The sequence below is a fragment of the Agrococcus jejuensis genome (assembly GCF_900099705.1).
Classification (GTDB): Bacteria; Actinomycetota; Actinomycetes; order Actinomycetales; family Microbacteriaceae; genus Agrococcus; species Agrococcus jejuensis.
Map to the genome: position 1 here is coordinate 2,376,688 of NZ_LT629695.1, position 24,351 is coordinate 2,401,038.

Below are 24,351 nucleotides of genomic sequence, written 5' to 3' on the forward strand. Positions count from 1 at the left end.
CTTGGGCGAGCGCGCGTCACGAGACCACGCGAGCGCCGCGCCCGCCCAGCCGTGCGCATGGTCGCGTCGAGCCGGTACGTCGCGTGGTCTCGTGACGGCTCCTCGCTGCGCTCGGGGCCTCCTCGACCAGCTGTTGGGAACGGTCCGGAGACGCCTACTGCACCAGCCGGTGCTCGTACGCGAACGCGATGAGCTGGATGCGCGACGCGAGCCCCAGCTTCGACAGGATCGCCCGCATGTGCGTCTTCACGGTCGTCTCGGCGACGTAGAGCTCCGCGCCGATCTCGGCGTTCGACCGTCCCTTCGCCGCGAGGGCGAACAGCTCCCGCTCGCGCTCGGTCAGCGCGGCGAGCACCGACCACTCGGGCTGCGGCCGCACGATCGCGGCGGCGCGCAGCAGGTCGAACGTCTCGGCGGGCGCGATGACCTGCTGCCCGTCCACGACGGCGCGGATCGCCTGCGCGAGGAACTCGGGCCGCGCGTCCTTGAGCAGGAACCCGCTCGCGCCGGCACGGATGGCGTCGAGCACGGCGCGGTCGTGCCGCACGGTCGTGAGGACGACGACGTGCGGCGGCGGCTCGGGGTGCTCCGAGCGGATGAGGCGCGTCGCGGCGATGCCGTCGACGACGGGCATCCGGATGTCCATGAGCACGACGTCGGGACGCGTCTCGCGGCACACGGCGAGCGCATCCGCCCCATCCGCTGCCGTGCCGACGACCTCGAAGCCCTCTTGCGCCTCGAGGATCATGCGCATCCCGTCGACGAACAGCGCCTGGTCGTCGACGACGACGATGCGGATCACGCGCGGCCGTCGGCGGGCGGAGGCGCCGGGGCGGAGCCGGGCGACGACAGCCCGCCCGGCTCGCCCAGCTGCACCTGACGCGCGTTCGCCTCGCCCCACGTCGCGGCGGGCGTCGGCATCGTGGGCGGCGCGGGCATGGGCCCGGTCGCGACGTCGGCGGCGGCCGGCGCCATGGGGTTCGGCACGAGCGGCGACGGCACGATCGACACCGGCACGGTCGGCAGCTGGTCCTCGCCGAGGATCGTCGAGCCGAGGGCCTCGGGCTCGTACGGCAGGTACGCCGTCACGACGAAGCGCTCGCCGTCGGCGTCGACGTCGACCCAGCCGCCCGCCTGCTTCGCACGCTCGTGCATGCCGGTGATGCCGCGGCCGATGGGGCCGAGCGCGTCGCGCTCGCGGATGGGGGAGGAGACGGCGAGCGACAGGCCGGGGCCGGTCCACGACAGCGTCACGATGGCGTCGACGTCGGGACCGCCGTGGCGCAGCGCGTTCGTGAGCGCCTCCTGCACGATGCGGTACGCGGCGATGCCGCCGATCCGCGGCAGGTGCCCGTGGCGGCCGGCGTCGTGGAACGTCACGGTCGGGCCCGCCGAGCGGGTCTGGTCGATGAGGGCCGGGATGTCCTCGATCGTCGGCTGCGGGCGGCGCGCGTCGTCGTCGACCCGCTCGAGCAGCTGCCGCACCTCGACGAGCGCGAGCCGCGCGGTGTCGGAGATCGTCGTGAGCACGGGGTCGATGCGCTCGGGATGCTCGGCGTGCGTGAGCCGCAGCCCCTCGGCCTGCGCGGCCAGCACGGCGAGGGAGTGCGCCATGACGTCGTGGAAGTCGTGCGTGAGGTCGGCGCGCAGCCGCTCGTCGCGCAGCTCGGACTCGACGACGACCGTGCGCGCCTGCACGGTGGTCTTGTCGCGCTCGGCGCGCACGGCGTCCCGGAACGCTCGCAGGCCGAAGGGCACGGCCCACGCGATGACGCCCATGATGAAGAAGCCGACCACCATGCCGCCGTCGAGGCTGACGTAGCCGTAGGAGGCGTTCATCCATGCGCCGGCGATCGCCGCGCGCACGAGTCCGCTGAGCGTCGCGACGCCGACGATCACCGCACCGATGTACAGACGCCACCGCATGGGCTCGAGGTCGAAGACCGCGATGGCGGCCGTGAGGCCGGCGACGAGCGCCGGCATCGTGAACGAGCCGCCCCACGGCTGATCGGTGATGACGGCGATCGGCATGGCGACGGCTGCCGCCACGAGCGCCCACCGCGGCCACCGGCGCGAGACGGCGAGCGCGCCGCACGCGAGCAGCATCGCGAAGAACTGGTTGTACCAGGTGAGCACCGTCGACAGGAAGGCGACGGCCGCGATGGCAGCCGGCCACCAGCGGGCGGCGATCGCGAGGTACCGGGTGAGCTTCATGGTCGTCACGCTAGCCGCGCATCCGGCGCGTTCCCCGGGTTCGCGCGCGCATCTCATCCCTGGGGAGGAGCGGGTCGTCCGCCAGACGTCGGGTTCGCCCCACCAGCTGGTCGAGGAGGCCGCAGCCGAAGGCTGCAGCCGTCACGAGACCACGCGACGTGCCCGCTCGACGCAACCATGTGCGTGATCGAGCAGGAGCGGCGGTCGCGTGGTCTCGTGACGCGTGCTCGCTGCGCTCGCGCGCTCCTCGACCAGCTGGAGGGGGAGAGCCGAGCCGCTGCGGCAGCGGCTCACCGCACCGACAGCACGACCTTGCCGCGCGCCCGACCCGACTCGACGCGCTCGAACGCGGCGACCGCGTCGTCGAGGGGGTGGATGGCGTCGATGCGCACGCGCACGTCGCCCGCCTCGATGAGCCTGCCGACGATGCCGAGGTTCGCGCCGTCGGGCTCGACCTTCACGCCCGTCGACCGCATCCCGGCCGCAGCGCACGCCTCGGCGTAGCCGGGCCACGAGCCCGTGGGCACGTTGACGTAGAGCCCGCCGGCGCGCAGCACGTCGAGCGATCGCGAGCCGGTGTCGTCGTGCACGTCGCCGACGAGGTCGATGACGACGTCGACCTTGGCGGTCGTCTCCTCGAAGCGCTGGCGCGTGTGGTCGACGACCTCGTCGGCGCCGAGGTCGCGCAGGAAGTCGAGGTTCGCCTCGGACGCCGTCGCGATGACGCGGGCCCCGAAGTACTTCGCGAGCTGCACGGCGAAGTGGCCGACGCCACCGGCGCCCGCGTGCACGAGCACGCGCTGGCCGCCGTGGGCGCGCGCGATGCGCACGACCGCATCCCATGCGGTGAGCGCGGCGAGCGGCACGGCCGCGGCCTCCTCCCACGTGAGCGACGTGGGCTTGCGCGCGAGGCAGATCGACGACACGGCGACCTGCTCGGCGAACGAGCCCCAGCCGCGCGCCGGGTTGGCCATGCCGAACACGGCATCCCCCGGCTGCAGGTCGTGCAGCTCGTACGCCGCCTCGGCGACGGTGCCGGCGACGTCGTGCCCGCCGACCCAGGGGAAGCGCTGGATGCCCGCGGCTGCGCCGCCGCCAGCGCGGGTCTTGACGTCGATGGGGTTGATGCCGGCGGCGTGCACGTCGATGAGCACCTCGGACATGAGGCGCACGGGGGCGGCGACCTCGCCGATGCGGGCGACGCTCGCGGGACCGTGCTCGTCGATGAGCACGGCGCGCATGGTGGGGGTCTCCATGTCGCGAACCTATCCGCGCGGTGTGACACCGAGGTTTCGATCGTGCATCGATCGCTAGCCTGGCTGGATGCACTCCGTGCGCGCCTCCCGAGCCGATCGCGTCGTCGGCGTGCTCGCCGTGCTCGCCCTCCTCGCGGGCACCGTGATCATCGGCACGCAGCGCGCGCGGTACGAGCGATTCCTCTACATCTCCGAGCTCGGTGCGGTGTACATGCGCTCGGAGGAATGGTTCCGCTGGGGCTTCGTGCTCGTGATCGTCGGCATCGCGCTCGTGGCGTGGGTGGTGCGCGACGTGCGGTCGCGCGGCCGCGTGCTGGACCGGTGGCGTCCGGCGATCTCGCTGCTGCTGTCGGCGGCGTGGTTCCTCGTCGCGTCGCAGGTGAACTGCACCGACGGCTGCCCCGCGCCGTTCACGCGCGACTCGACGCCGCGCGACACCGTGCACATCGTGGCGGCGGTGCTGGGCTTCGCAGCGGGTGCGTGGGCGATGCTGCAGCTCGCGACGGCCGCGGACCGGTGGATGCGGCGCATCTCGGCCGTGGGCGGCGTGCTCGTGGCGGGCATCGCGGCGACGGGCGGCCTCATCTCGCTCGCGCGCGGCAACACCGACGTTGGCTCGACGCTCGAGTACGTCGCGGCGGCGATCGGCGTCGCGTGGCTCATCACGGTCGCGGTCGTGCACCTGTGGCAGGGGCCGACGACGATCGTCGTCGAGGGTGCGGGAGCCGAGCCCGAGCGCGAGCCGGTCGACGCGACCTGATCGCGCGCGGGCGTCAGAGCCCGGTGAGGAACGAGCCCACCTGCTCGCGGTACCACGCCATCACGGCGGCGGCGCCGTCGTCGCGCGCGGGCGACACGAGCATGCGGCAGCCGAGCCCCGCCGTCCACTCCTCGGCGACGTGCAGCGGATGCACGGGGTCGCGCGGGCTCGCGAGCACGACGGATGCGGCGCCGAGCGACGCGAGCTCGCCGGGCGCGTAGGCGCGGTTGCGGGGGATCTCGAGCAGTCGCACGCGACGCTCCCACGCGAGCGGCTGCGTGACCTGCGACTCGAGCGCGTCGGCGCCGACGGGCGAGATGCCGCGCACGGCGTCGTAGGCGCCGGATGCGCGCAACGCGGCGAGGGAGCGCTTCGGCCCGTGTCGCTCGAGCAGCTCGGCGATGACGGGGAAGACGGCGAGGTTCGCGGGCAGCGCCTCGTGCGTGAACGACGGCCGCTGGAAGGCGACGCGGTCGATGACGAACCGGCCCGACAGCGCGATGCGCAGCCCGATGGCGGCACCCATCGACGTGCCCACGATCGACACGGGCGATCCGTCGTGCTCGGCGGCGAGCGCATCCGCGCATTCGGCGGCGAGCGCCTCGAGCGCGAAGTCGTCGCCCTCGCCGACGAGGGTGCTCGCGCCGTGGGCGCGCACGTCGGGCGCGACGACGTGGCTGCGCAGGTCCTTCGGCAGGTACGCAAGGGCGTTGGCGCGCGAGCCGCCGAGGCCGTGCAGGGCGAGGATCGTCACGGCAGCATCCGGCTCAGGCGGCGAGCAGCTCGAAGAGCCGGTCGGCAGTCGCGACGAGGCGGGCGATCTCGGCATCGTCGCGCTCGACCCACTGGTAGCGCGGCGGGCCCACGGGCACGAACTCGTCGTGCTGCTCCCAGACGAACAGCGTGCGCTCGGCGCCGAGCACGTGCTGCTGCCACCAGATCTGCCGCAGGTACGGCTTGGGGATGCGCGCGAGGTCCTTGACGGTCGTCTTGATCTCGGCGAGCACGAGGCCGTCGTCGGCGACGCCGTCGGGCGTCGCGAGGTGGCGGCGGTCGGCGACGGCGTGGAAGAGCGCGTTCGACGGGGCGATGGAGAAGTGGTCGGAGACCCAGCGCGCGATGTGCGGCTCGCGGTCGCGGCCGTGCTGCGTCGCGGCGTTGCCCGAGAACCAGGGGCCGCGGCCGCGCTTCTCGAGCACGACAGCGGCGATCGATCGCTCGGTCGTCATCTTGGCGACGTCGGTCGCCGTGACGCCCTGCGCGCGGGCGCGCAGCCAGGCGATGCGGTCGCTCGAGCGGCAGAGGATGCGGTCGAGGTGCGACGGCGGCGCCACCGGCGCGACGACCTCGTCGAAGAGGTCGAGCACGGGGTGGTCCATGCCTCCATCGTGGCACCGACGGCCGACGCGGGCGCACGCACGCGCCGAGGCGCGCGGATGCGTCAGGCGGCGGCGACGAGCAGGGGATCGGTCATCGCTGCGGCTCGATGACGACGCTGCCGACCTTCGCACCCGAGTCGACGAGGCGGTACGCCTCGGCGATCGCGTCGATGCTGCCGGCGCTGCGCACGACGGGGTCGAGCCGGCCGTGGGCGACGTGGTCGAGCAGCTCGGCGAACGTCTCGGCTCGCTCGTCGGCCGGGCCGGCGACGACGGGGCCGCGCGCCACGATCGTCTCGCCGAGGGTCGCGACCGCGAGCACGACCCGCCCGCCGGGTGCGAGCATCCCGAGCCCCGTGCGCCGGTCGATCGCGCCCGCCGCGTCGAGCACGACGTCGAAGCCGCCGAGGTCGGCGAGGCGCGTCGAGGCCCGGTCGCGCACGTCGTCGGCGCCGAGGCGGCGGGCGAGGTCGTGGTTCGCGGCGCTCGCGACCACGGTCACGTGCGCGCCCTGCATGCGGCCCAGCTGCACGGCGGCGGTGCCGAGGGCGCCCGAGGCGCCGACGACGAGCAGTCGCTCGCCCGCGGCGAGCGCCGCGCGGTCGCGCACGAGCGACCACGCGGTGCCGCCGCCGAAGAGCACGCCAGCGGCGTCGACGTGCGCCACGGCCTCGGGCACGCGAGCGAGCCGCGTCGCACGCACGGCCACGAGCTCGGCGTGCGCGCCCATCCGCGCACCGTTCATGCCGGCGACGCGGTCGCCGACCTGCAGCGCCTCGACCTCGGCGCCGACCGCCTCGACGACGCCCGAGAGCGTGCCGCCGAGCACGGGCTGACGCGGACCCCGGATGCCGAGCGCGAGCCGACCGGGCAGCGCGAAGCCGCGGGGGAAGCGGGCGGCGCGAATGCGGGCGTCGCCCGACGTGACGGCGGCGGCGTGCACGCGCACGAGCACCTCGCCGCGGCGCGGCGCAGGATCGGGGCGCTCGACGACGCGGGCGACCTCCGGCGGTCCGTACCGCTCGACGACGACTGCGCGCATGGCTGCTCCTCGCTCGTGCCTTACACCTGTAAGCCTGACGGCGATACCGTAGCCTTACGCTCGTAAGGAACGCAAGGAGGATCGGGTGACGAGCAGGCGACCGCTCACGGCCGAGCGCGTGGTCGAGGCCGCCGTCGCCGTCGCCGACCGCGGCGGCATCGACGCCGTGAGCATGCGAAGCGTCGGCCGCGAGCTCGGCGTCGAGGCCATGTCGCTCTACCACCACGTCGCCTCGAAGGACGCGCTGCTCGACGCGCTCGCCGACTGGATCTTCGCCCGCGTCGCCGCGCCCTCGGCCGACATGGGATGGCGCGAGGGGCTCGTGGCGCACGGTGCGTCGGTGCGCGCGGTGCTGGGCGCGCATCCGTGGGCCTTCGCGCTCGTCGAGTCCCGCCGCGACCCCGGCCCCGTGCTGCTCGCCCACCACGAGGCGGTGCTCGCGTGCCTGCAGCGCGACGGGTTCACGGTGCGCGGCTCGGCGCACGCGTTCTCGCTCGTCGACGCCTACGTCTACGGGTTCGCGCTCACCGAGCGCAACCTGCCCTTCGACCCGGGCGTCGACGGCGAGTACTTCATCGAGGCGATCGCGCAGCAGGCGACGACGCATCCGAGCCTCGCCGCCGTCGCGACGACGTGGGTCGAGGATCGCTACTCGTTCACGAGCGAGTTCGACCACGGCCTCGGCATCGTGCTCGACGCGCTCGAGCGGCAGCGGGCGGCAGGCCGCTGAGCGCGTCCCCCGTCGGCACGCGTGACACGCGCGGCCGTCCCCCCTGCATGGGTGGCGATGGGGGAGCGCATGGACGCCGGGGCTAGCCTCGGCCCATGGTGGAGCATCGCGCGGAGATCGCATGGACCGATCCCGGCGACGCGCTCGGCACCCTGGGTCGCATGTCGGGCCTCGACTACCTGCTGGGCGTCATGCGCGGCACCGTGCCGCAGATGCCGATCCTCAGCGCGTGGGGCATCGACCTCGTGGTCGCCGAGCCCGGCCGCGTCGAGCTGCGCGCCAAGCCCACGCAGATGCTCTACAACCAGGTCGGCACGGTGCACGGCGGCTTCGCGAGCACGCTCCTCGACACCGCCTGCGGCCTCGCGGGGTTCTCGACGCAGCCCGCCGGGCACATGTACACGTCGATGGACCTCGCGGTGCGATTCCTGCGCCCCGTGCTCGCCGGCGACGCCGTGCGGGCCGTCGGCGAGGTCGTGAAGCCCGGCCGCAAGGTCATCGCGACCGAGGCGCGCCTGCTCGACGCGCGCGGCCGCATCCTCGCGACGGCGACGAGCGGCCTGCTCGTGCTGCCCGTCGACCGCTGATCCGCGCCGCGCTCACCGCAGCGGCACCTCGCGCAGCGGATCGCCGCCGTCGATGAGCAGCCGACCCTCGGGCGCGAGCGCGCGGATGCGGTCGAGCGCGCGAGCGCCCGCCTCGGGATGCCGGCCGTCGAGCGCGCCGACGCGGCACGCGACGACGAGGTCGAAGGTCTCGTCGACCGCGAGGTCCTCGATCGCCGCCTGCACGACGCGCATGCGTCCGCTCGCGATCGCGTCGGCGCATCCCTCGCGCATCTGACGCACTGCCGTCGCCGATCGATCGCACGCCACGACCACGCCGTCGTCGCCGATGCGCGTCACGATCTCGCGCGCGAGCGCGCCCGGCCCCGCGCCGACCTCGAGCACCCGCATGCCCGGCTCGAGCGGCAGCGCGTCGAGCACCGCCTGCAACCGTGCCGAGAGCGCCATGCGGCCACGGTAGGCGCATCCGGCGACATCCCATCCACTCCGCATAGGAACGGCATAGGATGCAGCATGTCCGCCGCATAGGCCGCTCTGGCTGGATGGAGAGCATGATGGACACCGCTCAGCAGCAGCTCCGGGCGCAGCCGCGCCTCACGAGGCCCGATGGCTCGGCCATCCGGGTGCTCGTCGTCGACGACGAGCAGTCGCTCGCCGACCTCGTCGCCATGGGCCTCAAGTACGAGGGCTGGGAGATCAAGACCGCAGCCAACGGCCAGCAGGCGCTGCAGGCGGTGCGCGAGTTCCGACCCGACGCCGTCGTGCTCGACATCATGCTCCCCGACTTCGACGGCCTCACGGTGCTGCAGCGCATGCGCTCCGCAGGCTTCGACGTCCCCGTGCTCTTCCTCACGGCCAAGGACTCGCTCGACGACCGCGTCGCGGGCCTCACCGCAGGCGGCGACGACTACGTCACGAAGCCCTTCGGCCTCGAGGAGGTCGTGGCACGACTGCGCGGCCTCATCCGCCGCACCGCGGCGACGGCCGAGGAGTCGAGCGTGCTCTGGGTCGGCGACCTCATGATGGACGAGGACTCGTACGAGGTGCAGCGCGGCGGCACGGCCGTCGAGCTCACCGCCACCGAGTTCGAGCTGCTGCGCTATCTCATGCGCAACCCTCGCCGCGTGCTCTCGAAGGCGCAGATCCTCGACCGTGTCTGGTCGTACGACTTCGGTGGCCGCGCGAGCGTCGTCGAGCTCTACATCTCGTACCTGCGCAAGAAGATCGACACGCTCGGCGAGCCGATGATCCACACGGTGCGCGGCGTCGGCTACCAGCTGCGCGCAGCGCAGTGACGGCACTGCGGTGACGACGGCGCCGGCGCAGTCGGCACCGGATGCGCCGGCCCGCACTCGCGTCACCTCCCGGTGGTCGCTGCGACGACGACTGCTCGTGGCGGTCGTCGCCGCCTTCGTGCTGCTGACCTCCTGCATCGCCCTCGCGAGCGTGCTCGCGATGCGCGGCGTGCTCACGAACCAGCTCGACGACCAGATCAAGGGGTCGATGCGGGCGGTGCTGCTCGGCTACGTCACCACCGGTGACGCCGACGTGCAGGGCGCGCAGACCAACCCCGAGTACGGCCAGATCTACGCGGGCACGAGCTTCGTGTTCCTGCACGACGGCGAGCCGGTCACCGCGGGCACGCTCAACGGCGCGAGCCCCGAGGTGCTCTCCGACGAGAACCTCGAGCGGCTCGTCGACGGGTCGACGGTCGGCACGTGCCAGACGGTGTCGCTCACCGACGGCATGGGCGATCAGCGTGTCTGCACGTACCCCGCCGCCGTGAACGGCCAGCCGTTCGGCGACCTCGCCGTCGCGCTGCCGCTGCGCGGCACCTACCAGACGCTCCTCGCGCTCTCGTTCGTCATCGCGGTGTCGGTGTTCGTCGCGGCGCTCGCGCTCGTCGCGCTCGGCGACGTGCTCATCCGTCGCGCGCTGCGGCCGCTCACGTCGGTCATCGTCACGACCGAGCGCATCTCGCAGCTGCCGCTCGACACGGGCGAGGTGCAGCTGTCGAACCGCGTGCGGGTCTCCGATCCCGCGACCGAGGTCGGGCGCGTGACCGAGAGCGTCAATCGCATGCTCGAGCACATCGAGTCGTCGCTCGAGGCCCGTGCGGCATCCGAGCGCAAGGTGCGGCAGTTCGTCGCGGATGCGTCGCACGAGCTGCGCACGCCGCTCGCCGCCGTGCAGGGCTACGCCGAGATCACGCGCAAGCACGACGCGTCGCTCAGCGACGACGCGCGCGAGTCGCTCGGGCGCATCGAGGCGGCGGCGCACCGCATGTCGGCGCTCGTCAACGACCTGCTCCTGCTGGCACGCCTCGACGAGGGCACCGAGATCGATCGCGAGAGCGTCGACCTCTCGCTGCTCGTGATCGACGCGGTCGCGGATGCGCAGGTGGCGGGCCCCGACCATCCCGTGGCGCTCGAGCTGCCCGAGGAGCCCGTCGAGGTCGTCGGCGACCTCATGCGCCTGCAGCAGGTCGTGGCGAACCTGCTCGCGAACGCCCGCATCCACACGCCGCCCGGCACGCACGTCGAGGCGCGGCTGTCGACGGATGGCGACGACGCGGTGCTCGAGATCGCCGACGATGGTCCGGGCGTGCCTGCCGAGCTGCAGGCGACGCTGTTCGAGCGCTTCGTGCGCGGCGACGCCTCGCGGTCGCGGGCAGCGGGCTCGAGCGGGCTCGGCCTCGCGATCGTGCGCGCCATCATGACGGCGCACGGCGGCTCGATCGACATGCGCAGCGCGCCCGGCGACACGGTCTTCACGATCCGCGTGCCGCTCGTCGCGTCTGCCGCACCGGCCGGGAGCGACCGCACCGACTGAATCCGCGCATGCCTCGGCGAGCGTGATACGGCGTGTCGCACCCAATATGGTGAGGATGATTCAATCTCGCGCTAGGGTCAGGGCATCCGGGCCATCGCGCGCCGGCCCTGCGGCGCCGGTCTGATGACGATGGGCGCTGCCGATGCGGCGCAGGTCGCAGACGGAGCCCCATGACCACCCGGATCCTTCGACGCGCGGTCGCCTCCGCGCTCGCCCTCGCGATCGGCGTCGGCGGCATGTCGCTCGGCGTCGCCGCCGCGACCGCCGCCGACGTGACGCCACCGGCCGACGTCACCGTCGAGTCGTCGCAGCCGACGCCCACCGAGGCGGCGCCGGCGCCCGACGCGCAGCCGGCCGCCAGCGCGGCGGCGCCCGCACCGTCGGAGCCCCCGGCTGTCGTCGAGGAGCCGTCGGCTCCTGTCGAGATCACGGCGCCCGTCGCGCTCGACGAGCCCGCAGCGGCCGCGGCGACGGACACGGTCGACGAGTCCATCGCCACGCCCGCCGCGTCGGCCGCGCAGTCGGCTCCCGCCGTCGCAGCGGCGCAGCCGATCGCGACCGCGGCCGTGGCTGCACCGGTCACGGTGGCAGTCACCAACGCCGGCTCGTCGACGGTGACAGCGTTGCCCGCGTACTTCGACGTCACCTTCTCAGAGCCGGTGACGGGCTTCGACGCGACGGACGTCCTCGTCACGAACCTCGGCAGCCCTCCCCTGGGCGCCCAGTTCGCCGTGGAGGGCTCGGGTGCCGGCTACCGACTTCGGCTCGATTCGGTGGGTAGACCACTCCGCATCGGGACGTATGCCCTCTCGGTGCGCGCAGGCGCTGCGGTCAGCGCTGGAGGCGTCGCCAACACGGCGTCGCCCCTCGTCGGCTTCACTGGGCGGATCATCGACACTTCGCTGCAGACGACGGTGTCCCAGACCACCTACGCACCGAGCACGGTGGGCGCGTTCAGCGTCGACTTCGGTCGGCACGTCGTCGGCTTCGACGTCGACGACCTGACGTTCACGGGTGCCGTCGTCTCGGGCGTGACCATCAGCGGCAGTGGCCGCCTCTACCACGTGGCGATCGGGTCGATCGATCGACCGGCCGCGGTCACGATGGAGGTCCGAGCCGGCGCGGTGCAGTACGCGGGCGTGAGCAGCCCGGCAGCCTCCGGCACCGGCTTCATCGGCAGGACCGTGCCCACCACCATCACGCTCGCCGAGGGCCAGGAGTCGCCGACGAGCGACGGGACCGTGCGGTTCGTCGTGACGTTCGCCGATGTCGTGACGGACTTCGGCGTCGACGACGTCGAGCTCGACGCGCCGGCCGGCGCCGTCGCATCGGTGACCGGCTCGGGTCGCACCTACGAGGTCGTCGTCGACGGCTTCCAGCGCGCGGGCGACGTCGCGGTCTCCGTGCCTGCCGACAGGGTGCGCGGCAGCTTCGGCGCGCCGAACGAGGCGTCGAACGCCGTGACCGTCGCGTTCGCGCCGGCCCGTCCCGAGATCGTCGTCGCCCGCGGCTCGCAGCAGCCTGCGACGACCGACGTCGACGACGCCGTGTTCGACATCCGCTCGTCGGTGCCCGTCACGGGCCTCGAGGTGAGTGACCTCGTCATCGGCGGCACGGCCGGCGCGACGACGGTCGACCTGCTCCCCGTCGGAGATGACGCGTTCATCGCGACCGTCTCGGGCGCCGTGCGCGCGGGCACGATCACGCTGTCGGTCCTGGAGGGCGCTGCGGTGGGCCCGCTCGAGACGGAGAGCCTCGCGTCGGCGGCGTCCGACGAGGGCGTGCTGTTCGCACCGCCGGCGCCGACCGTCACCGTCGAGCAGGGCTTCTCGCAGGCCGACCCCGAGACGTTCGGGTTCATCACCTTCGAGGTGCAGCTGTCGCAGGAGGTCACGGGTCTCGAGGCGAGCGACTTCGTCGTCGGTGGCACGGCCGGTGCGTCGACCGTCTCGCTGCAGGGCTCGGGCTCGTGGTACACCGCCACCGTGTTCGACATGGTGCGCCCCGGCACGGTGACGCTCGCGCTGCCTGCCGGTGCCGCGGTGAGCCAGTACGGCGTCGCGAACCTCGCCTCGACGTCGGTGGATGCGACGGTGCAGTTCGCGCCGCCGACGCCGACGGCCTCGATCACGCTGGCCGAGGGCCAGTCGGGTTCGACGGCGGTGCAGCCGTTCGTGTTCGACGTGTCGTTCTCGGTGCCGGTCTCGGGCTTCGATGCCGACGACGTCATCGTGCTCGGCAGCGGGCGCGACATCGTCGTGGAGGTGACGCCGCGGGGCGGCCCGATGCTCGGTGACGCAGCGGCGGCGGCGACCGCCCTCGACGTTGCCGCGGCCGACGAGCTGCTCTACGACTTCACGGTGCGCGTCTCGGGCACGTTCGACGCGGGCTCGATCTCGATCGCCATCCGCGAGGGTGCCGTGGTGAGCGGCTTCGGCGTCGCCAACGCGCGGATCGAGGCGTCGACCGACGCCGCGATCGCCTACGTCCCCGCGAGCGTCGTGACGCCCGCGCCGGTCGCAGCGGCGCCCGCCGCGACGGCACCTGGCGTAGCATCCACGGCCGGCGCCGCTGCGCAGTCGACGCTGCCGCGCACCGGCGGCGAGCCGTCGTGGGCGCTCATGCTCGCGGCTGCGCTGCTGCTTGCGCTCGGCGGCGTCGTGCGCCGCACGCGCACGCGCTGACGATCAGCGTGCAGGGGCGGGCGGCGCGCGAGCGTCGCCCGCCCTCCCGCGTCCTCGGCGCACGCACCGCGCCCGCCGACGCCGCGCTCCCCGGCGACTGACACCGGCGGGGCAGCCGATGCCCAGGCTCGGTGGAGAGGATCGATGCATCCACCCACCGAGTCGAGGGAGATCTGCGTGCGCGCCACCTGGGGAGTCGTCGGAGTCGGAGCGATCGTGCTGGCGGGCCTCACGGTGCCGACGGTCGCTGCTGCGGAGGTCGTGGACGGAGGTGTGATCGTGCACGGAGCAGCGGGCGTGATCACCATGGAGACGGCGGGGACGAGCGAGACGCTCATCACCTACGATCACGCCGGCGGCGTCGGCGAGCACCTCATGGACCTCGCACTGTCAGCGGACGGCGACCGGCTCGCCTTCCAGACCCTCGACTTCCGCGACGGCGACGGGGACTATCGCACGGTCGTCGTCGACGTCGAGACGGGCGCGATCGTCCTCGACCAGGATGCGGACTGGACGACGGGCGGCTACCTCGTCGACATCTCGCCCGATGGCACGCAGCTGCTCATGGCAGGCGATGCCGGGGCGTGGACGCAGTCGATCGCGACCGGCGCGCAGACGACGCTGCCCGGCCTCGGGGCCGACGGCGTGCGCTACCCACGCGGCTTCGCGCCCGACGGCGACGAGATCATCGCCGCCGTCAATGGGGGCCACGGGATCTCGCGTTCGCTCGACGCCGTCGACGTCGCAACCGGCTCCGTGCGCGTCGTCGTCCCTGCGGTGGGGTCGGAATGGGTCACGCCCGAGACCATCTCGTACGACGGCACCGTGCAGTACTCGACCGTCGCCGACTGCGGAGCTCCGCAGCCGTCGTCGATCGTCGACGTCGACGGGTCGGGCGTCGCGCCCTTCGCGCAGCCGTCGACCGACCACACGGGCGTCTTCTCGCCGGACGGCGCCGAGGTGCTGTTCGTGCGCGATGCGCAGCCGCGCATCCACCCCTGCGCGGGCGACGCCTCCGAGCGCGTGCAGCAGGTGCTGCGGGGCGACCGCGATGGCTCGAACGCGACCGCGGCGTTCTCCGCTGCGCACTGGGACTGGGCGGGCACCGTCGTCGACGCGCCGCAGCCGCAGCAGCCGACGCGGCTCGCGGGCGCCGACCGCTTCGCGACCTCCGTCGCCCTGTCGCAGTCGGCGTTCCCGACGGGTGCGCCCGTCGTCTACCTCGTGTCGGGCACGTCGTTCCCCGACGCCCTGTCGGCCGGTCCCGCCGCGGCGCACGAGGGCGGCCCCGTGCTGCTCACGACCCGCGAGTCGCTGCCCGCCGTCGTCGGCGCCGAGATCGATCGCCTGAACCCGTCGCGCGTCGTCATCGTGGGCGGCGATCCGTCGATCAGCACGGCGGTCGCCGCGCAGGTGGGCGCGATCGTGGGCGAGGAGAACCTCGAGCGCATCGCGGGCGCGAACCGCTACGCCACGAGCGCCATGGTCGCGACCCAGGTGTTCGGCACGTCCGCCGTGGCGTACGTGGCGTCGGGGGAGAAGTTCCCGGATGCGCTTGCGGGTGGCGCGGCGGCAGGCGCTGCCGACGCGCCGCTCCTGCTCGTCTACGGCCAGGTGCTCGACCCCGACGTCGCGGGTGCGATCGCGACGCTCGGCGTCGACGAGGCGCGCGTGATCGGCAGCGCCGCGTCGGTGTCGGCGGCGACGGCCTCGGCGATCGACGCCCGCGTCGACGTCGTCCAGCGCCTCGAAGGCGCCGACCGCTTCGCGACGGCGGTCGCCGTGAATCAGGCGTTCACGACCGCGCCGGTCGCCTACGTCGCCTCGGGCCTCACGTTCCCCGACGCGCTCGCCGGCGCGGCGGTCGCCGGAGCGCAGGGCGCGCCGATGTACCTGACGCGCCCCGAGTGCCTCGAGCCGGGCGTCGTCGCCGACCTCGCCCGACTGGGCTACCCGGCCGTCACGATCCTCGGCGGCACGCCGTCGGTGTCGCCGGCGGTCGAGGCGTACGCCGTCTGCGCCTGACGGACGAACGAAGGATGGGGCCGGTCGCGTCGCGCGACCGGCCCCATCTGCGTCTCGAGCCCCCTGACGCGAACCGGGGCACGCGCCGACGGATGAGCGTCGCTCATTCGTGCCGCGGGGACATAGGGTCGCGGTAGGCCGACGTGCGTCGGCGCCGCCCCGCAGCACCGGGGCGACCCCGACGAGGAGCCATCGATGCCCCGATCCATGCGCCGCGCATCCGCGGCCGCGCTCACCGCGATCCTCGCCCTCGGAGGCATCGGCCTCGGGGCCGCCGCCGCGAACGCCGACTCGACGCAGACCTTCAGCGGCGTGCTGCAGGCGGGTGACGCCACGTGGGAGCGCACGTGGAACTGCGACGGCGAGTCGGCCGGCTTCGGGCAGCAGTACTACGACGTGCAGACGTTCACGGTGCCCGAGACCGGCGGCTACCGCATCGACATGACGAGCCACGCGCTCGCGAACGACGACAGCGTCGAGCAGAGCGCCGACGGCTACTTCCACCTCTACGAGGGCGCCTTCGACCCGACGAACCCGACGGTCGGATGCCTCGCGGCCGACGACGACGGCACGGGCTCGCTACGGCCGCGCATCGACATCGGCCTCACCGCCGGCGTCACGTACACGCTCGTGACGACGCAGTACTCGAACGGCGCCGACGCGTCGCAGTACGCGTACACGACGCAGATCGACGGCCTCTACCCGGTCACGACGTTCGCGCCTGCCGCGGGGCAGACGCGCGCGTTCACCGAGGGTCCCGCGCGGCTGTCCGTGACGTTCAGCGAGCCCGTCGAGGGCTTCGACGCCGACGACGTCGACGTCTTCGGCGCCGGACCGACCACGGTGTCGGTGACCGGGTCCGGCGCCTCCTACGAGGTGCTGGTCGACGGCTTCGAGAGCTACGGCAGCTACTTCGTGCGGGTCGAGACGCGCGCGGTGACGTCGGTCGCATCCGGTCGCCCGGCGACGCAGCCCGACGAGATCACGCTCGTCTACGTCGAGTCGCTGCCGACCGTGACGATCGCGCCCGTCGGCGACACGACGATCGCGACGGAGCCCGCGACGTTCGCCGTCACGTTCTCCGAGCCCGTCGAGGGCTTCGCCGCCGACGACGTCGTGCTCGGCGGCACCGCCGGTGCCTCGACCGTCGCGGTGACCGGCGACGAGGCCGACTACGTCGTGACGGTCGGCGGGTTCGTCGGCGCCGGCACCGTCGAGGCGTCGATCCGGGCCGAGGCCGCGTACGTGCTCGTGGGCGGCGGCGAGGGTCCGCCGCAGCAGATCGGCACCGCGCCGTCCGACACCGCGACCGTGACCTACGCACCGGTCGTCGCACCGTCGCCCACGGCCACCGCGCCCGCGCCGACGACCTCGGCGCCCGTCGCACCCGCGCCGACGACCGCCGCGCCGGCCGTGTCGCCGTCGGGCGGCGAGCTGCCGCAGACCGGTGGATCGCCGCTGTGGATCGGGCTGCTGCTCGCGGGCGCGCTCGTCGCCGCCGGCGTCGGCGTGCGCCGCATGGCACGCATCCGCTGACCCATCCGACACGAGGCCCGGCCGCGCGAGTTGCGCGGCCGGGCCTCGTGCGTCTATCCTGACGTCATACCCAAGACCGCTGGTCATCGGCGTGCGCCCAGGCGCTCGACGACGAAGGTGGATCCGAGAGGATCCCGGCCCGCGCAGGTGTGAATCCCAGCTTCTGGGCCGAGCTCCGTGCGCATGCGCCGGAGCTCCTTTCGTTTTCTCCGTCGGACCAGCATCCGATCAAGGAGCACCATGGCGAACAAGGAGACTGCGGTCGCCGAGCTCTCGAACCTGTTCGAGACCTCGTCGGCTGTCCTGCTCACCGAGTATCGCGGGCTCACGGTCGCGCAGCTGAAGACGCTGCGTCGATCGATCTCCGAGCACGCAACCTACGCCGTGGTGAAGAACACGCTCACGAAGATCGCCGCCAACAAGGCTGGCATCTCGGCGTTCGACGACAGCCTCCAGGGGCCGTCGGCGATCGCCTTCGTGCACGGCGACCCCGTCGCCGTCGCGAAGTCGCTGCGTGACTTCGCCAAGGCGAACCCTCAGCTCGTGGTCAAGAACGGCTACTTCGACGGTAGCCCGCTCACCGCTGAGGACGTCACCAAGCTCGCCGAGCTCGAGTCGCGGGAGGTGCTGCTGGCGAAGCTGGCCGGTGCCTTCAAGGCCTCGCTGTTCGGTGCGGCGTACATGTTCCAGGCACCTCTCGCGCAGGCGGCTCGCACCGTCGACGCGCTTCGTGCCAAGCAGGAGTCCGCGGCCGAGTAGGCCGTGGCAGAACCACAGGAGATAGAGATGGCAAAGCTGTCCACCGAGGAGCTGCTCGAGCAGTTCAAGGGCCTCACGCTCATCGAGCTGAGCGAGTTCGTCAAGGCGTTCGAGGAGACCTTCGAGGTCACCGCCGCCGCCCCCGTCGCCGTCGCCGCAGCCCCCGCTGCCGGTGGTGCTGACGCTCCGGCCGAGGAGGAGAAGACGGAGTTCGACGTCGTCCTCGAGGCCGCCGGCTCGGCGAAGATCCAGGTCATCAAGGTCGTGCGTGCGCTCACGTCGCTCGGCCTCGGCGAGGCCAAGGCTCTCGTCGATGGCGCTCCCGCCAACGTGCTCGAGGGCGCGAAGAAGGAGGACGCCGAGAAGGCCAAGGCCGACCTCGAGGAGGCCGGCGCGACGGTGACCGTCAAGTAGTCACCTCGTTCCTCGCGAAGCCCCGCACCGACTCGTTCGGTGCGGGGCTTCGTGCATGTGGTCGAGGGTCGGGCTCCGCGTCGTACGCTCGACGGATGCAGCCCACCGACGTCGTCGACTGGCGCCGACACGTGTTCGCGATCTATGCGGCGGTGCGCGCGGCGGCATCGCCTGAGGCGGCGCATGCGCTGTGGCGCCGCGAGCGCGACGCGCTGCTGCGCACGCATCCCGCCTCTCCCGTGCCCGCATCCGCGCGTGCCGACCTCGTCGGTGCCGACGTCGCGCCGTACGACCCCGCGTGGCGCTTCGAGTGCTCCCTCGAGCCGGCCGACGGCGTGCGGTGGGACGTCGAGACGGGCACCGACGGCATCGTGCCGTTCGAGCGCTGGGCGACGGCGACGCTGCCGGGCGTCGGCACGCTCGACGTGTGGCGCCTGCGGTCGTACGGCGGCGGGCTGTTCGTGCCCGTGCGCGACGCGCTCGCCGGGCGCGACGGCGGCACCTACGGCGGCGGCCGCTACCTCGTCGACACCGTGAAGGGCGCCGACCTGGGCATGGGCGACGGCACGATCGTGCTCGACCTCAACTTCGCCTACGCGCCATCGTGCGCCTACGACCCGGCGTGGGCGTGCCCGCTGCCGCCGGCCGGCAACCGCGTCGACGTGCCGATCCCGGTGGGGGAGCGGCATCCGTTGCTGCGGGCTGGGATCGGGCGATGATGCCGTCCGAGAGCGTTCCCGTCGAGCCCGGGCTCGTCCTGGCCACGTCCTACGTCGACGGGCCGAGCATCACGATCCTGCGCGACCTCTCCCACGCCGTGGACAGGAAGGGACGACTCGGTGCGGTCGGTGGTGCCGAGACGACGGAGCTCACCTTCGACGCCGCCACGTTCCGCTGCGACGACGGCTATCACTTCGGTGCGACGGCTGGCGGGGGCCTCCAGGCCGTCGCGCCGCGCGCGCTCTGGGCTGCCATCACCGGCACGCTCGCGGAGGATCCGACCGACCGGTGCGACTCCAGGATGGGCGCGCCGGGCCGCCCCGTGCTCGGGGCGGCGCCGCCCGAGCAGCCGGGCGACGCCTGGATCGCCGACGTGGTTCGTGGCTCGCCGCTGCTGCGCTGCCGGTGGGATCCGGCCCTGCGCGACGCCGACCTCGATCGGGCATTGCAGCGCATGCACGACGGCGATGACGCCGAAGTGCTGGCGGCTGCGCACTCGCTGCGCCCCGAGCCCGTGCGCCGCGAGTGGCGCTGGTGGCGACGCCCGCCTGCGGCGCCCGTCGTCGAGGCCACGCCGGCCGATCGCCTGCGCGACTGCTGCGTCGCAGCGGTCGATGGTCCGGACTGGCCGGTGGATGGACCATGGGACCCGGTGCGCGAGCTGCGCGGCATCGCCGCGTCGATGCTCGGCGGGCCGGCGTGGATCCCCGGGCTGTGGCCGCAGGGCATCGATCGGATCGTCGCCCGGATCGAGCGCGGATGACGTTCGCGCAGGTCGAGGTCGCGCCCGGCGTGCTCGTCGTGACGCTGCCCGAGGCGGCGATGAACGCCGTGCTCGTGGTCGACGACGGCGAGGTGCTCGTCGTCGACGTCGGCGCGACGCCGAACCGAGGTGCCGAGCTGCGCGCGCTCGCCGAGCGGCGCGGGCGCGTGGTCGCGGTCGTCGTGACGCATCCGCACTGGGACCACGTGTTCGGGCTCGGCGCGTTCGCCGACGTGCCGAGCCACGCGCATCCCGCGGCGATCGACGACCTGCGCGACACCGGCGCGCTGCAACGCGACGCGCTCGTCGCGCAGATGGCGGGCGAGGTGCCCGACTGGCTGCGCGCGTTCGTGCCGCCGCTGCCGACGCATCCCGTCGCCGAGCGCCTCGTGCTGCGCGTCGGCGGGATCGACGTCGTGCTCGACCCCGTCGGCCACGCGCACACGGTCGGCGACCTCGTGCTGCACGTGCCCGCCCGCGGGGTGAGCGTGCTCGGCGACCTCGTCGAGGTGGGCGATCCGCCGCAGCTGCACGACGCCGACCTCGCGGGCTGGGTCGCGGCGCTCGACCGGCTCGCACCCGACCTGCAGCCGATCGTCGTGCCCGGCCACGGTGACGTCACGACGCCCGGGTCCGTGGCCGAGCAGCGCGACCTGCTCGCCGCGGGGCTCGCGCACCTGCGCGGCGAGGGTCCTGCGCCCGAGGGGCTCGACCTCACGCAGCTGCCCGGCTGATCGGCGGGCGAGATGTGCACGTGAGCGGCGCGGCATCCGCCATGCGGGCCTGCCGACGCGCTCACGTGCGCATCTCGCCCGGGGTGCGCACGGCAGGATCGACGCATGGACCTCACGCTCGAGCACGCCCGCGCCCTCGACGCCGCCGACCCGCTCGCCGCGCACCGCGACCGGTTCGTGCACGCCGACGATCGCGTCTACCTCGACGGCAACTCGCTCGGGCGCCTGCCGCGCACGACGGCGGACGCGCTGGCCCGGGTCGTCGAGCAGCAGTGGGGTGCCGGGCTCATCCGCTCGTGGCCGCGGTGGCTCGAGGAGGCGCGCGCGACGGCAGACCTGCTCGGCGAGGTCGTGCTCGGCGTCGCGCCCGGGCAGGTGCTCGTGGGCGACTCGACGACGGTGAGCCTCTACCGCCTCGCCGTCGCCGCCGTGCGGGCGCGGCCCGGCCGCACGCGCATCCTCGTCGAGGCCGACGCCTTCCCGACCGACCTGTACGTGCTCGACGGCGTCGCGCGCGACCACGGGCTCGAGCTCGTGCGCATCGCGGCGCCGATCGACGACGGCGTGCGCGCCGAGCACCTCGCGCCGCTGCTCGACGAGACCGTCGCGCTCGTCTGCCTCAGCCACGTGCACTACCGCTCGGGCGCGCTGCTCGACCTCGCCGGGCTCACGACGCTCGCGCACGAGGTCGGCGCGCTCACGCTCTGGGACCTCTGCCACTCCGCCGGATCGGTCGAGGTGCCGCTCGCCGCATCCGGCGCCGACATGGCCGTCGGCTGCACGTACAAGTACCTCAACGCGGGGCCGGGTGCGCCGGCGTTCTCGTACGTGCGCGCCGACCTGCTGCCCGCGCTGCGCTCGCCCATCCAGGGTTGGTTCTCGCAGGCCGACCAGTTCGCGATGGCCCCCGACTACGACCCGGTCGCCGGCATCGACCGCATCGCCGCCGGCACGCCCGACGTGCGCGGCATCGCCGCGGTGCGCGAGGGCGTGCGCACGATCGAGGCGGCCGGCGTCGCCGCGCTGCGGGCGAAGGGCTCGGCGCTCGGCGACCTCGCGATCGCGCTCGCCGACGCGTGGCTCACGCCGTTGGGCTTCCGGGTCGCGAGCCCTCGGGATGCGGCGCTGCGCGGTGCGCACGTCGTGCTCGAGCATCCTGAGGCGTGGCAGGCGTGCCAGGCGTGGATCGACGCGGGCGTCATCCCCGACTTCCGCACGCCCGACCGCCTGCGCATCGGGCTCGCGGCCCTCACGACCTCGTTCGAGGACGTGTGGGCGGGCCTCGACCGGTTGCGCGCGATCGTCGCCGAGGGCCGGCACCTCGCGTACCCGACGGAGCGCGGCCGCGTGACGTGAGGCGGGCGGGCGCGGCGTCGATTGGCGCACATTGGCGCCAATCGACGGGCTTCGGTCGCAGAACGTGGCCAATCGATCGCACGAAGTGGCCAATCACCGCAGAAGTTGGCCAATCGCCGCAGAAGGTGGCCAATCGCCGCAGGACGTGGCCGAACGACGGCAGGCGCAAGTCGGTGCGAGCGCGACGCGGTGCTTGCCAGGATCGAGGGATGCGGATGCGCGAGCTCGGAGACCCCCGATGAGGGCAGCGCTCGTGCTCGGCACGCAGCTGCTGCCGCATCATCCGCTCGTCGACGATCCCGGCACCGACGTCGTGCTCGTCGTGGAGTCGGCGGCGCTCTTCGAGCGCCTGCCGTACCACCAGATCAAGATCGCCTTCCTGCTCGCCGCCATGCGGCACCATGTGGCCGACCTGCGCGGGCGCGGCATCCGCGTCGAGACGATCGACCTCGCCGACGGCCTGACGTTCGCCGACGGCATCGGTGAGCTCGTACGCCGCCACGACGTGACGGAGCTGCGATGGATGCGCGCCGCCGACCGCGGCACCGACGAGCGCATCCGCGCCACGTGCGAGCGCCTCGGCATCGCGCACGGCACGGTCGCCGACGCGATGTTCCTCACGCCCGAGGCCGACGTCGACGCCTGGTACGCCGAGCACGAGCACGCGCGCATGGAGGACTTCTACCGCTGGCAGCGCCAGCGCACGGGCATCCTCATGCATGGCGACGGCCCCGCGGGCGGGCAGTGGAACTACGACCACGACAACCGCGAGCCGCTGCCGAAGGGCGGCATCGAGGTGCCGACCCTGCCCGAGCCGCGGCACGACGACGTCACGCGGGCGACGATCGCCGAGGTGCGCGAGCGGTTCGCGAGCCACCCCGGCGACGCGCGCGACCTGTGGCTGCCCGTCACGCGCCGCAGCGCCCTGCACTGGCTGCAGCGCTTCGTCGACGAGCGGCTGCCGCGCTTCGGCCGGTACGAGGATGCGATGCACCGCGACGAGCCCGTGCTCTTCCACTCGGTGCTCACGCCCATGCTCAACGTCGGCCTGCTGCATCCGCAGGAGGTGCTCGACGTGGCGCTCGCGCGGGGCGGCGACGTGCCGCTGGCGTCGCTCGAGGGGTTCGTGCGACAGGTGCTCGGCTGGCGCGAGCACATGCGCGGCATGTACCGCGCGCATCCCGAGCTCGAGCATGCGAACGCGCTCGAGCTCGACCGCGAGCTCGAGGACTGGTGGTACACGCTCGACGACGTGCCGCTCACGCTGCCCGAGCCCGTGCGCGTCGTGCTGCAGCGCGTGCACGCCCTCGCGTACGCGCACCACATCGAGCGGCTCATGGTGCTGGGCAGCTGGATGCTCATGCAGGGCTACGCGCCGCGATCCGTCGACCGGTGGTTCCTGTCGCTCTTCGTCGACGCGTACCCGTGGGTCATGGTCGCGAACGTCATGGGCATGAGCCAGTTCGCCGACGGCGGGCTCGTGGGCACGAAGCCGTACGTCTCGGGCGGCGCCTACCTGCAGCGGATGGGCCGGTGGTGGTCGTCGGATCGTGCGGCGCGCGAGTCGGCGTTCACCGATGCGTACTGGGCGTTCCTCGATCGCCACGAGGACGTGCTCGCAGGCAACCACCGCCTCGCGCAGCCGCTCGCGCGGATGCGGCAGCGAAGGGCCGAGCGCGGCTGAGGGCCGGCGACGTGCGTGGACGACGCGGCGACGGCAGGCGGCTCAGCGAGTGGCGTCGAGGTCGCGCATGCGCTCGAGCGAGTAGGCGGGGGTCGCGAACGCGCCACCTTGCGGCTCGTCGGCGCCGCCCGCGATGCTCCATGCCGAGGCGTCGTCCTGCGGCACGAAGCCGACCGCCTCGCCTGCGCCGAGGTCCCACCAGGCCTCGCGGTTCGCGGACACCGCGTAGAGCACGGCATGCTGCTGCGTCGCGCGCATCGCCGCGAGCACGGCGCGGATCGCATCGTCGTGGCTCAGCCAGGTCGAGCGCTCGCGCGCCGTGGTGGGCTCGGCCTCGTAGCTGCCGATCCGCAAGACGATCGTCCGCACGCCGAACTTGTCGGCGTAGAGCCTGCACAGCGCCTCGCCTGCGACCTTCGAGACGCCGTAGAAGCCGTCGGGGCGCGGCGGCATCTCCGGGTCGACGCGCGTCGTCGTCGGGTACATCCCCGTCACCCGATTGCTGCTGGCGTAGACGACCGTCGGCACGCCGGCCCGGCGCGCGGCCTCGAGCACGTGGTACGTGCCGACGACGTTCACCGCAGCGAGATCGTGGAAGTCCGCCTCGTCGGCGAGCCCGCCGAGATGCACGATGCCGTCGACGCCCGCGAACGACCGCTCGAGGCCCGGCAGGTCGTCGAGGTCGACGAGCGAGACGAGATCGTCGGCGTCCACGGGCTCGACGTCGCGCACGTCGAGCGAGCGCAGCTGCACGCCGCGCTCGCGCAGCGCGGCGCGCACGCGTCGGCCGATCGTGCCCGCGGCACCCGTGATCGCCCAGCTGGTTCCCGCGATGTCGTGCACGCCCCCATCGTGGCAGGCCGGCGACGCGCTCACGTCCGATCCGCGCAGGTCGCG

23 protein-coding genes are annotated in these 24,351 nt (G+C 73.4%); 15 read left to right on the forward strand and 8 right to left on the reverse strand.

The genetic code is table 11. The features are described from left to right. Positions 1 to 154 precede the first annotated feature (154 nt). The 3 genes from BLQ67_RS11265 to BLQ67_RS11275 all read right to left on the reverse strand — a co-directional run bounded on the left by BLQ67_RS11265 (position 155) and on the right by BLQ67_RS11275 (position 3,470). Positions 155 to 802, reverse strand: a complete 648-nt coding sequence (locus tag BLQ67_RS11265; protein ID WP_092505125.1) for a response regulator transcription factor — start codon at positions 800 to 802, stop codon at positions 155 to 157. Continuing rightward, positions 799 to 2,214, reverse strand: coding sequence for a sensor histidine kinase (locus BLQ67_RS11270; RefSeq protein ID WP_172802307.1), 1,416 nt, complete (start codon positions 2,212 to 2,214; stop codon positions 799 to 801). Before BLQ67_RS11270 ends, BLQ67_RS11265 begins: the two co-directional genes overlap by 4 nt. Positions 2,215 to 2,504: 290 nt before the next feature. Next, complete coding sequence (locus tag BLQ67_RS11275) at positions 2,505 to 3,470, reverse strand: NADP-dependent oxidoreductase (protein WP_231945031.1); 966 nt, start codon at positions 3,468 to 3,470, stop codon at positions 2,505 to 2,507. Between the two features lie 67 nt (positions 3,471 to 3,537). Here BLQ67_RS11275 and BLQ67_RS11280 point away from each other — a divergent pair, with 67 nt between their 5' ends. Beyond that, positions 3,538 to 4,230, forward strand: coding sequence for a DUF998 domain-containing protein (locus tag BLQ67_RS11280; protein ID WP_092505129.1), 693 nt, complete (start codon positions 3,538 to 3,540; stop codon positions 4,228 to 4,230). A gap of 13 nt (positions 4,231 to 4,243) precedes the next feature. Here BLQ67_RS11280 and BLQ67_RS11285 read toward each other — a convergent pair whose 3' ends face one another. The 3 genes from BLQ67_RS11285 to BLQ67_RS11295 form a co-directional block, all read right to left on the reverse strand. Then, positions 4,244 to 4,984: an alpha/beta fold hydrolase gene (locus BLQ67_RS11285; RefSeq protein ID WP_157674819.1), complete on the reverse strand. Its 741-nt coding sequence runs from the start codon at positions 4,982 to 4,984 to the stop codon at positions 4,244 to 4,246. Between the two features lie 13 nt (positions 4,985 to 4,997). After that, on the reverse strand, positions 4,998 to 5,609 hold the full coding sequence (locus BLQ67_RS11290) for a YqaJ viral recombinase family protein (RefSeq protein ID WP_092505133.1): 612 nt from the start codon (positions 5,607 to 5,609) through the stop codon (positions 4,998 to 5,000). A gap of 91 nt (positions 5,610 to 5,700) precedes the next feature. Beyond that, entirely contained in the window at positions 5,701 to 6,651 is a 951-nt protein-coding gene (locus tag BLQ67_RS11295) for a quinone oxidoreductase family protein (RefSeq protein ID WP_092505135.1), read from the reverse strand. Positions 6,652 to 6,736: 85 nt separating this feature from the next. On the opposite strand from BLQ67_RS11295, the gene BLQ67_RS11300 reads away from it, so the two are divergent. Both BLQ67_RS11300 and BLQ67_RS11305 read left to right on the forward strand, forming a co-directional pair. After that, on the forward strand, positions 6,737 to 7,381 hold the full coding sequence (locus BLQ67_RS11300; RefSeq protein WP_197674600.1) for a TetR/AcrR family transcriptional regulator: 645 nt from the start codon (positions 6,737 to 6,739) through the stop codon (positions 7,379 to 7,381). A 95-nt stretch (positions 7,382 to 7,476) separates the two neighbouring features. Continuing rightward, the gene (locus tag BLQ67_RS11305) at positions 7,477 to 7,968 is read left to right on the forward strand and encodes a PaaI family thioesterase (protein WP_092505137.1); all 492 of its coding nucleotides are present in this window, start codon (positions 7,477 to 7,479) and stop codon (positions 7,966 to 7,968) included. A 12-nt stretch (positions 7,969 to 7,980) separates the two neighbouring features. On the opposite strand, the gene BLQ67_RS11310 is transcribed toward BLQ67_RS11305, so the two are convergent. Continuing rightward, positions 7,981 to 8,394, reverse strand: a complete 414-nt coding sequence (locus BLQ67_RS11310) for an SAM-dependent methyltransferase (RefSeq protein WP_092505139.1) — start codon at positions 8,392 to 8,394, stop codon at positions 7,981 to 7,983. Between the two features lie 104 nt (positions 8,395 to 8,498). On the opposite strand from BLQ67_RS11310, the gene BLQ67_RS11315 reads away from it, so the two are divergent. The 12 genes from BLQ67_RS11315 (at position 8,499) to BLQ67_RS11370 (ending at position 23,454) form a co-directional block, all read left to right on the forward strand. Beyond that, positions 8,499 to 9,242, forward strand: a complete 744-nt coding sequence (locus tag BLQ67_RS11315; RefSeq protein ID WP_092506906.1) for a response regulator transcription factor — start codon at positions 8,499 to 8,501, stop codon at positions 9,240 to 9,242. Positions 9,243 to 9,252: 10 nt separating this feature from the next. Then, positions 9,253 to 10,779 carry a sensor histidine kinase gene (locus BLQ67_RS11320; RefSeq protein WP_197674601.1) on the forward strand — a complete coding sequence of 509 codons (1,527 nt, stop codon included), beginning with the start codon at positions 9,253 to 9,255 and terminating at the stop codon, positions 10,777 to 10,779. 170 nt (positions 10,780 to 10,949) lie between these two features. Next, complete coding sequence (locus BLQ67_RS11325; RefSeq protein WP_092505141.1) at positions 10,950 to 13,463, forward strand: LPXTG cell wall anchor domain-containing protein; 2,514 nt, start codon at positions 10,950 to 10,952, stop codon at positions 13,461 to 13,463. Between the two features lie 144 nt (positions 13,464 to 13,607). Beyond that, a complete protein-coding gene (locus BLQ67_RS11330; protein WP_092505143.1) occupies positions 13,608 to 15,488 on the forward strand; it encodes a cell wall-binding repeat-containing protein in 1,881 nt (626 codons plus the stop codon). A 195-nt stretch (positions 15,489 to 15,683) separates the two neighbouring features. After that, a complete protein-coding gene (locus BLQ67_RS11335; RefSeq protein WP_092505145.1) occupies positions 15,684 to 17,024 on the forward strand; it encodes a hypothetical protein in 1,341 nt (446 codons plus the stop codon). Positions 17,025 to 17,264: 240 nt separating this feature from the next. Then, on the forward strand, positions 17,265 to 17,783 hold the full coding sequence (rplJ, locus tag BLQ67_RS11340) for a 50S ribosomal protein L10 (RefSeq protein WP_092505147.1): 519 nt from the start codon (positions 17,265 to 17,267) through the stop codon (positions 17,781 to 17,783). A gap of 27 nt (positions 17,784 to 17,810) precedes the next feature. Beyond that, the gene (gene rplL / locus BLQ67_RS11345; protein ID WP_092505149.1) at positions 17,811 to 18,197 is read left to right on the forward strand and encodes a 50S ribosomal protein L7/L12; all 387 of its coding nucleotides are present in this window, start codon (positions 17,811 to 17,813) and stop codon (positions 18,195 to 18,197) included. Between the two features lie 95 nt (positions 18,198 to 18,292). Beyond that, positions 18,293 to 18,916 carry a DUF1684 domain-containing protein gene (locus tag BLQ67_RS11350; RefSeq protein ID WP_092505151.1) on the forward strand — a complete coding sequence of 208 codons (624 nt, stop codon included), beginning with the start codon at positions 18,293 to 18,295 and terminating at the stop codon, positions 18,914 to 18,916. Continuing rightward, the gene (locus BLQ67_RS11355; RefSeq protein ID WP_092505153.1) at positions 18,913 to 19,680 is read left to right on the forward strand and encodes a hypothetical protein; all 768 of its coding nucleotides are present in this window, start codon (positions 18,913 to 18,915) and stop codon (positions 19,678 to 19,680) included. The genes BLQ67_RS11350 and BLQ67_RS11355 overlap by 4 nt, the downstream gene beginning before the upstream one ends. Next, entirely contained in the window at positions 19,677 to 20,414 is a 738-nt protein-coding gene (locus tag BLQ67_RS11360) for an MBL fold metallo-hydrolase (protein WP_092505155.1), read from the forward strand. The genes BLQ67_RS11355 and BLQ67_RS11360 overlap by 4 nt, the downstream gene beginning before the upstream one ends. 105 nt (positions 20,415 to 20,519) lie before the next feature. Continuing rightward, positions 20,520 to 21,770 carry a kynureninase gene (locus BLQ67_RS11365; protein ID WP_092505157.1) on the forward strand — a complete coding sequence of 417 codons (1,251 nt, stop codon included), beginning with the start codon at positions 20,520 to 20,522 and terminating at the stop codon, positions 21,768 to 21,770. A 238-nt stretch (positions 21,771 to 22,008) separates the two neighbouring features. Then, positions 22,009 to 23,454: a cryptochrome/photolyase family protein gene (locus BLQ67_RS11370; RefSeq protein ID WP_092505159.1), complete on the forward strand. Its 1,446-nt coding sequence runs from the start codon at positions 22,009 to 22,011 to the stop codon at positions 23,452 to 23,454. Positions 23,455 to 23,496: 42 nt separating this feature from the next. Here BLQ67_RS11370 and BLQ67_RS11375 read toward each other — a convergent pair whose 3' ends face one another. Then, positions 23,497 to 24,297, reverse strand: a complete 801-nt coding sequence (locus tag BLQ67_RS11375; RefSeq protein WP_197674602.1) for an NAD-dependent epimerase/dehydratase family protein — start codon at positions 24,295 to 24,297, stop codon at positions 23,497 to 23,499. Between the last annotated feature and the right edge of the window lie 54 nt (positions 24,298 to 24,351).

Excerpts from the sequence above, each read along its gene's own strand:
- BLQ67_RS11270 (WP_172802307.1), bottom strand. The coding sequence starts at position 2,214 with ATGAAGCTCACCCGGTACCTCGCGATCGCCGCCCGCTGGTGGCCGGCT.
- BLQ67_RS11275 (WP_231945031.1), bottom strand. The coding sequence starts at position 3,470 with ATGGAGACCCCCACCATGCGCGCCGTGCTCATCGACGAGCACGGTCCC.
- BLQ67_RS11280 (WP_092505129.1), top strand. The coding sequence starts at position 3,538 with ATGCACTCCGTGCGCGCCTCCCGAGCCGATCGCGTCGTCGGCGTGCTC.
- BLQ67_RS11290 (WP_092505133.1), bottom strand. The coding sequence starts at position 5,609 with ATGGACCACCCCGTGCTCGACCTCTTCGACGAGGTCGTCGCGCCGGTG.
- BLQ67_RS11295 (WP_092505135.1), bottom strand. The coding sequence starts at position 6,651 with ATGCGCGCAGTCGTCGTCGAGCGGTACGGACCGCCGGAGGTCGCCCGC.
- BLQ67_RS11305 (WP_092505137.1), top strand. The coding sequence starts at position 7,477 with ATGGTGGAGCATCGCGCGGAGATCGCATGGACCGATCCCGGCGACGCG.
- BLQ67_RS11310 (WP_092505139.1), bottom strand. The coding sequence starts at position 8,394 with ATGGCGCTCTCGGCACGGTTGCAGGCGGTGCTCGACGCGCTGCCGCTC.
- BLQ67_RS11315 (WP_092506906.1), top strand. The coding sequence starts at position 8,499 with ATGATGGACACCGCTCAGCAGCAGCTCCGGGCGCAGCCGCGCCTCACG.
- BLQ67_RS11325 (WP_092505141.1), top strand. The coding sequence starts at position 10,950 with ATGACCACCCGGATCCTTCGACGCGCGGTCGCCTCCGCGCTCGCCCTC.
- BLQ67_RS11330 (WP_092505143.1), top strand. The coding sequence starts at position 13,608 with ATGCATCCACCCACCGAGTCGAGGGAGATCTGCGTGCGCGCCACCTGG.
- BLQ67_RS11335 (WP_092505145.1), top strand. The coding sequence starts at position 15,684 with ATGCCCCGATCCATGCGCCGCGCATCCGCGGCCGCGCTCACCGCGATC.
- rplJ (WP_092505147.1), top strand. The coding sequence starts at position 17,265 with ATGGCGAACAAGGAGACTGCGGTCGCCGAGCTCTCGAACCTGTTCGAG.
- rplL (WP_092505149.1), top strand. The coding sequence starts at position 17,811 with ATGGCAAAGCTGTCCACCGAGGAGCTGCTCGAGCAGTTCAAGGGCCTC.
- BLQ67_RS11350 (WP_092505151.1), top strand. The coding sequence starts at position 18,293 with ATGCAGCCCACCGACGTCGTCGACTGGCGCCGACACGTGTTCGCGATC.
- BLQ67_RS11355 (WP_092505153.1), top strand. The coding sequence starts at position 18,913 with ATGATGCCGTCCGAGAGCGTTCCCGTCGAGCCCGGGCTCGTCCTGGCC.
- BLQ67_RS11360 (WP_092505155.1), top strand. The coding sequence starts at position 19,677 with ATGACGTTCGCGCAGGTCGAGGTCGCGCCCGGCGTGCTCGTCGTGACG.
- BLQ67_RS11365 (WP_092505157.1), top strand. The coding sequence starts at position 20,520 with ATGGACCTCACGCTCGAGCACGCCCGCGCCCTCGACGCCGCCGACCCG.
- BLQ67_RS11370 (WP_092505159.1), top strand. The coding sequence starts at position 22,009 with ATGAGGGCAGCGCTCGTGCTCGGCACGCAGCTGCTGCCGCATCATCCG.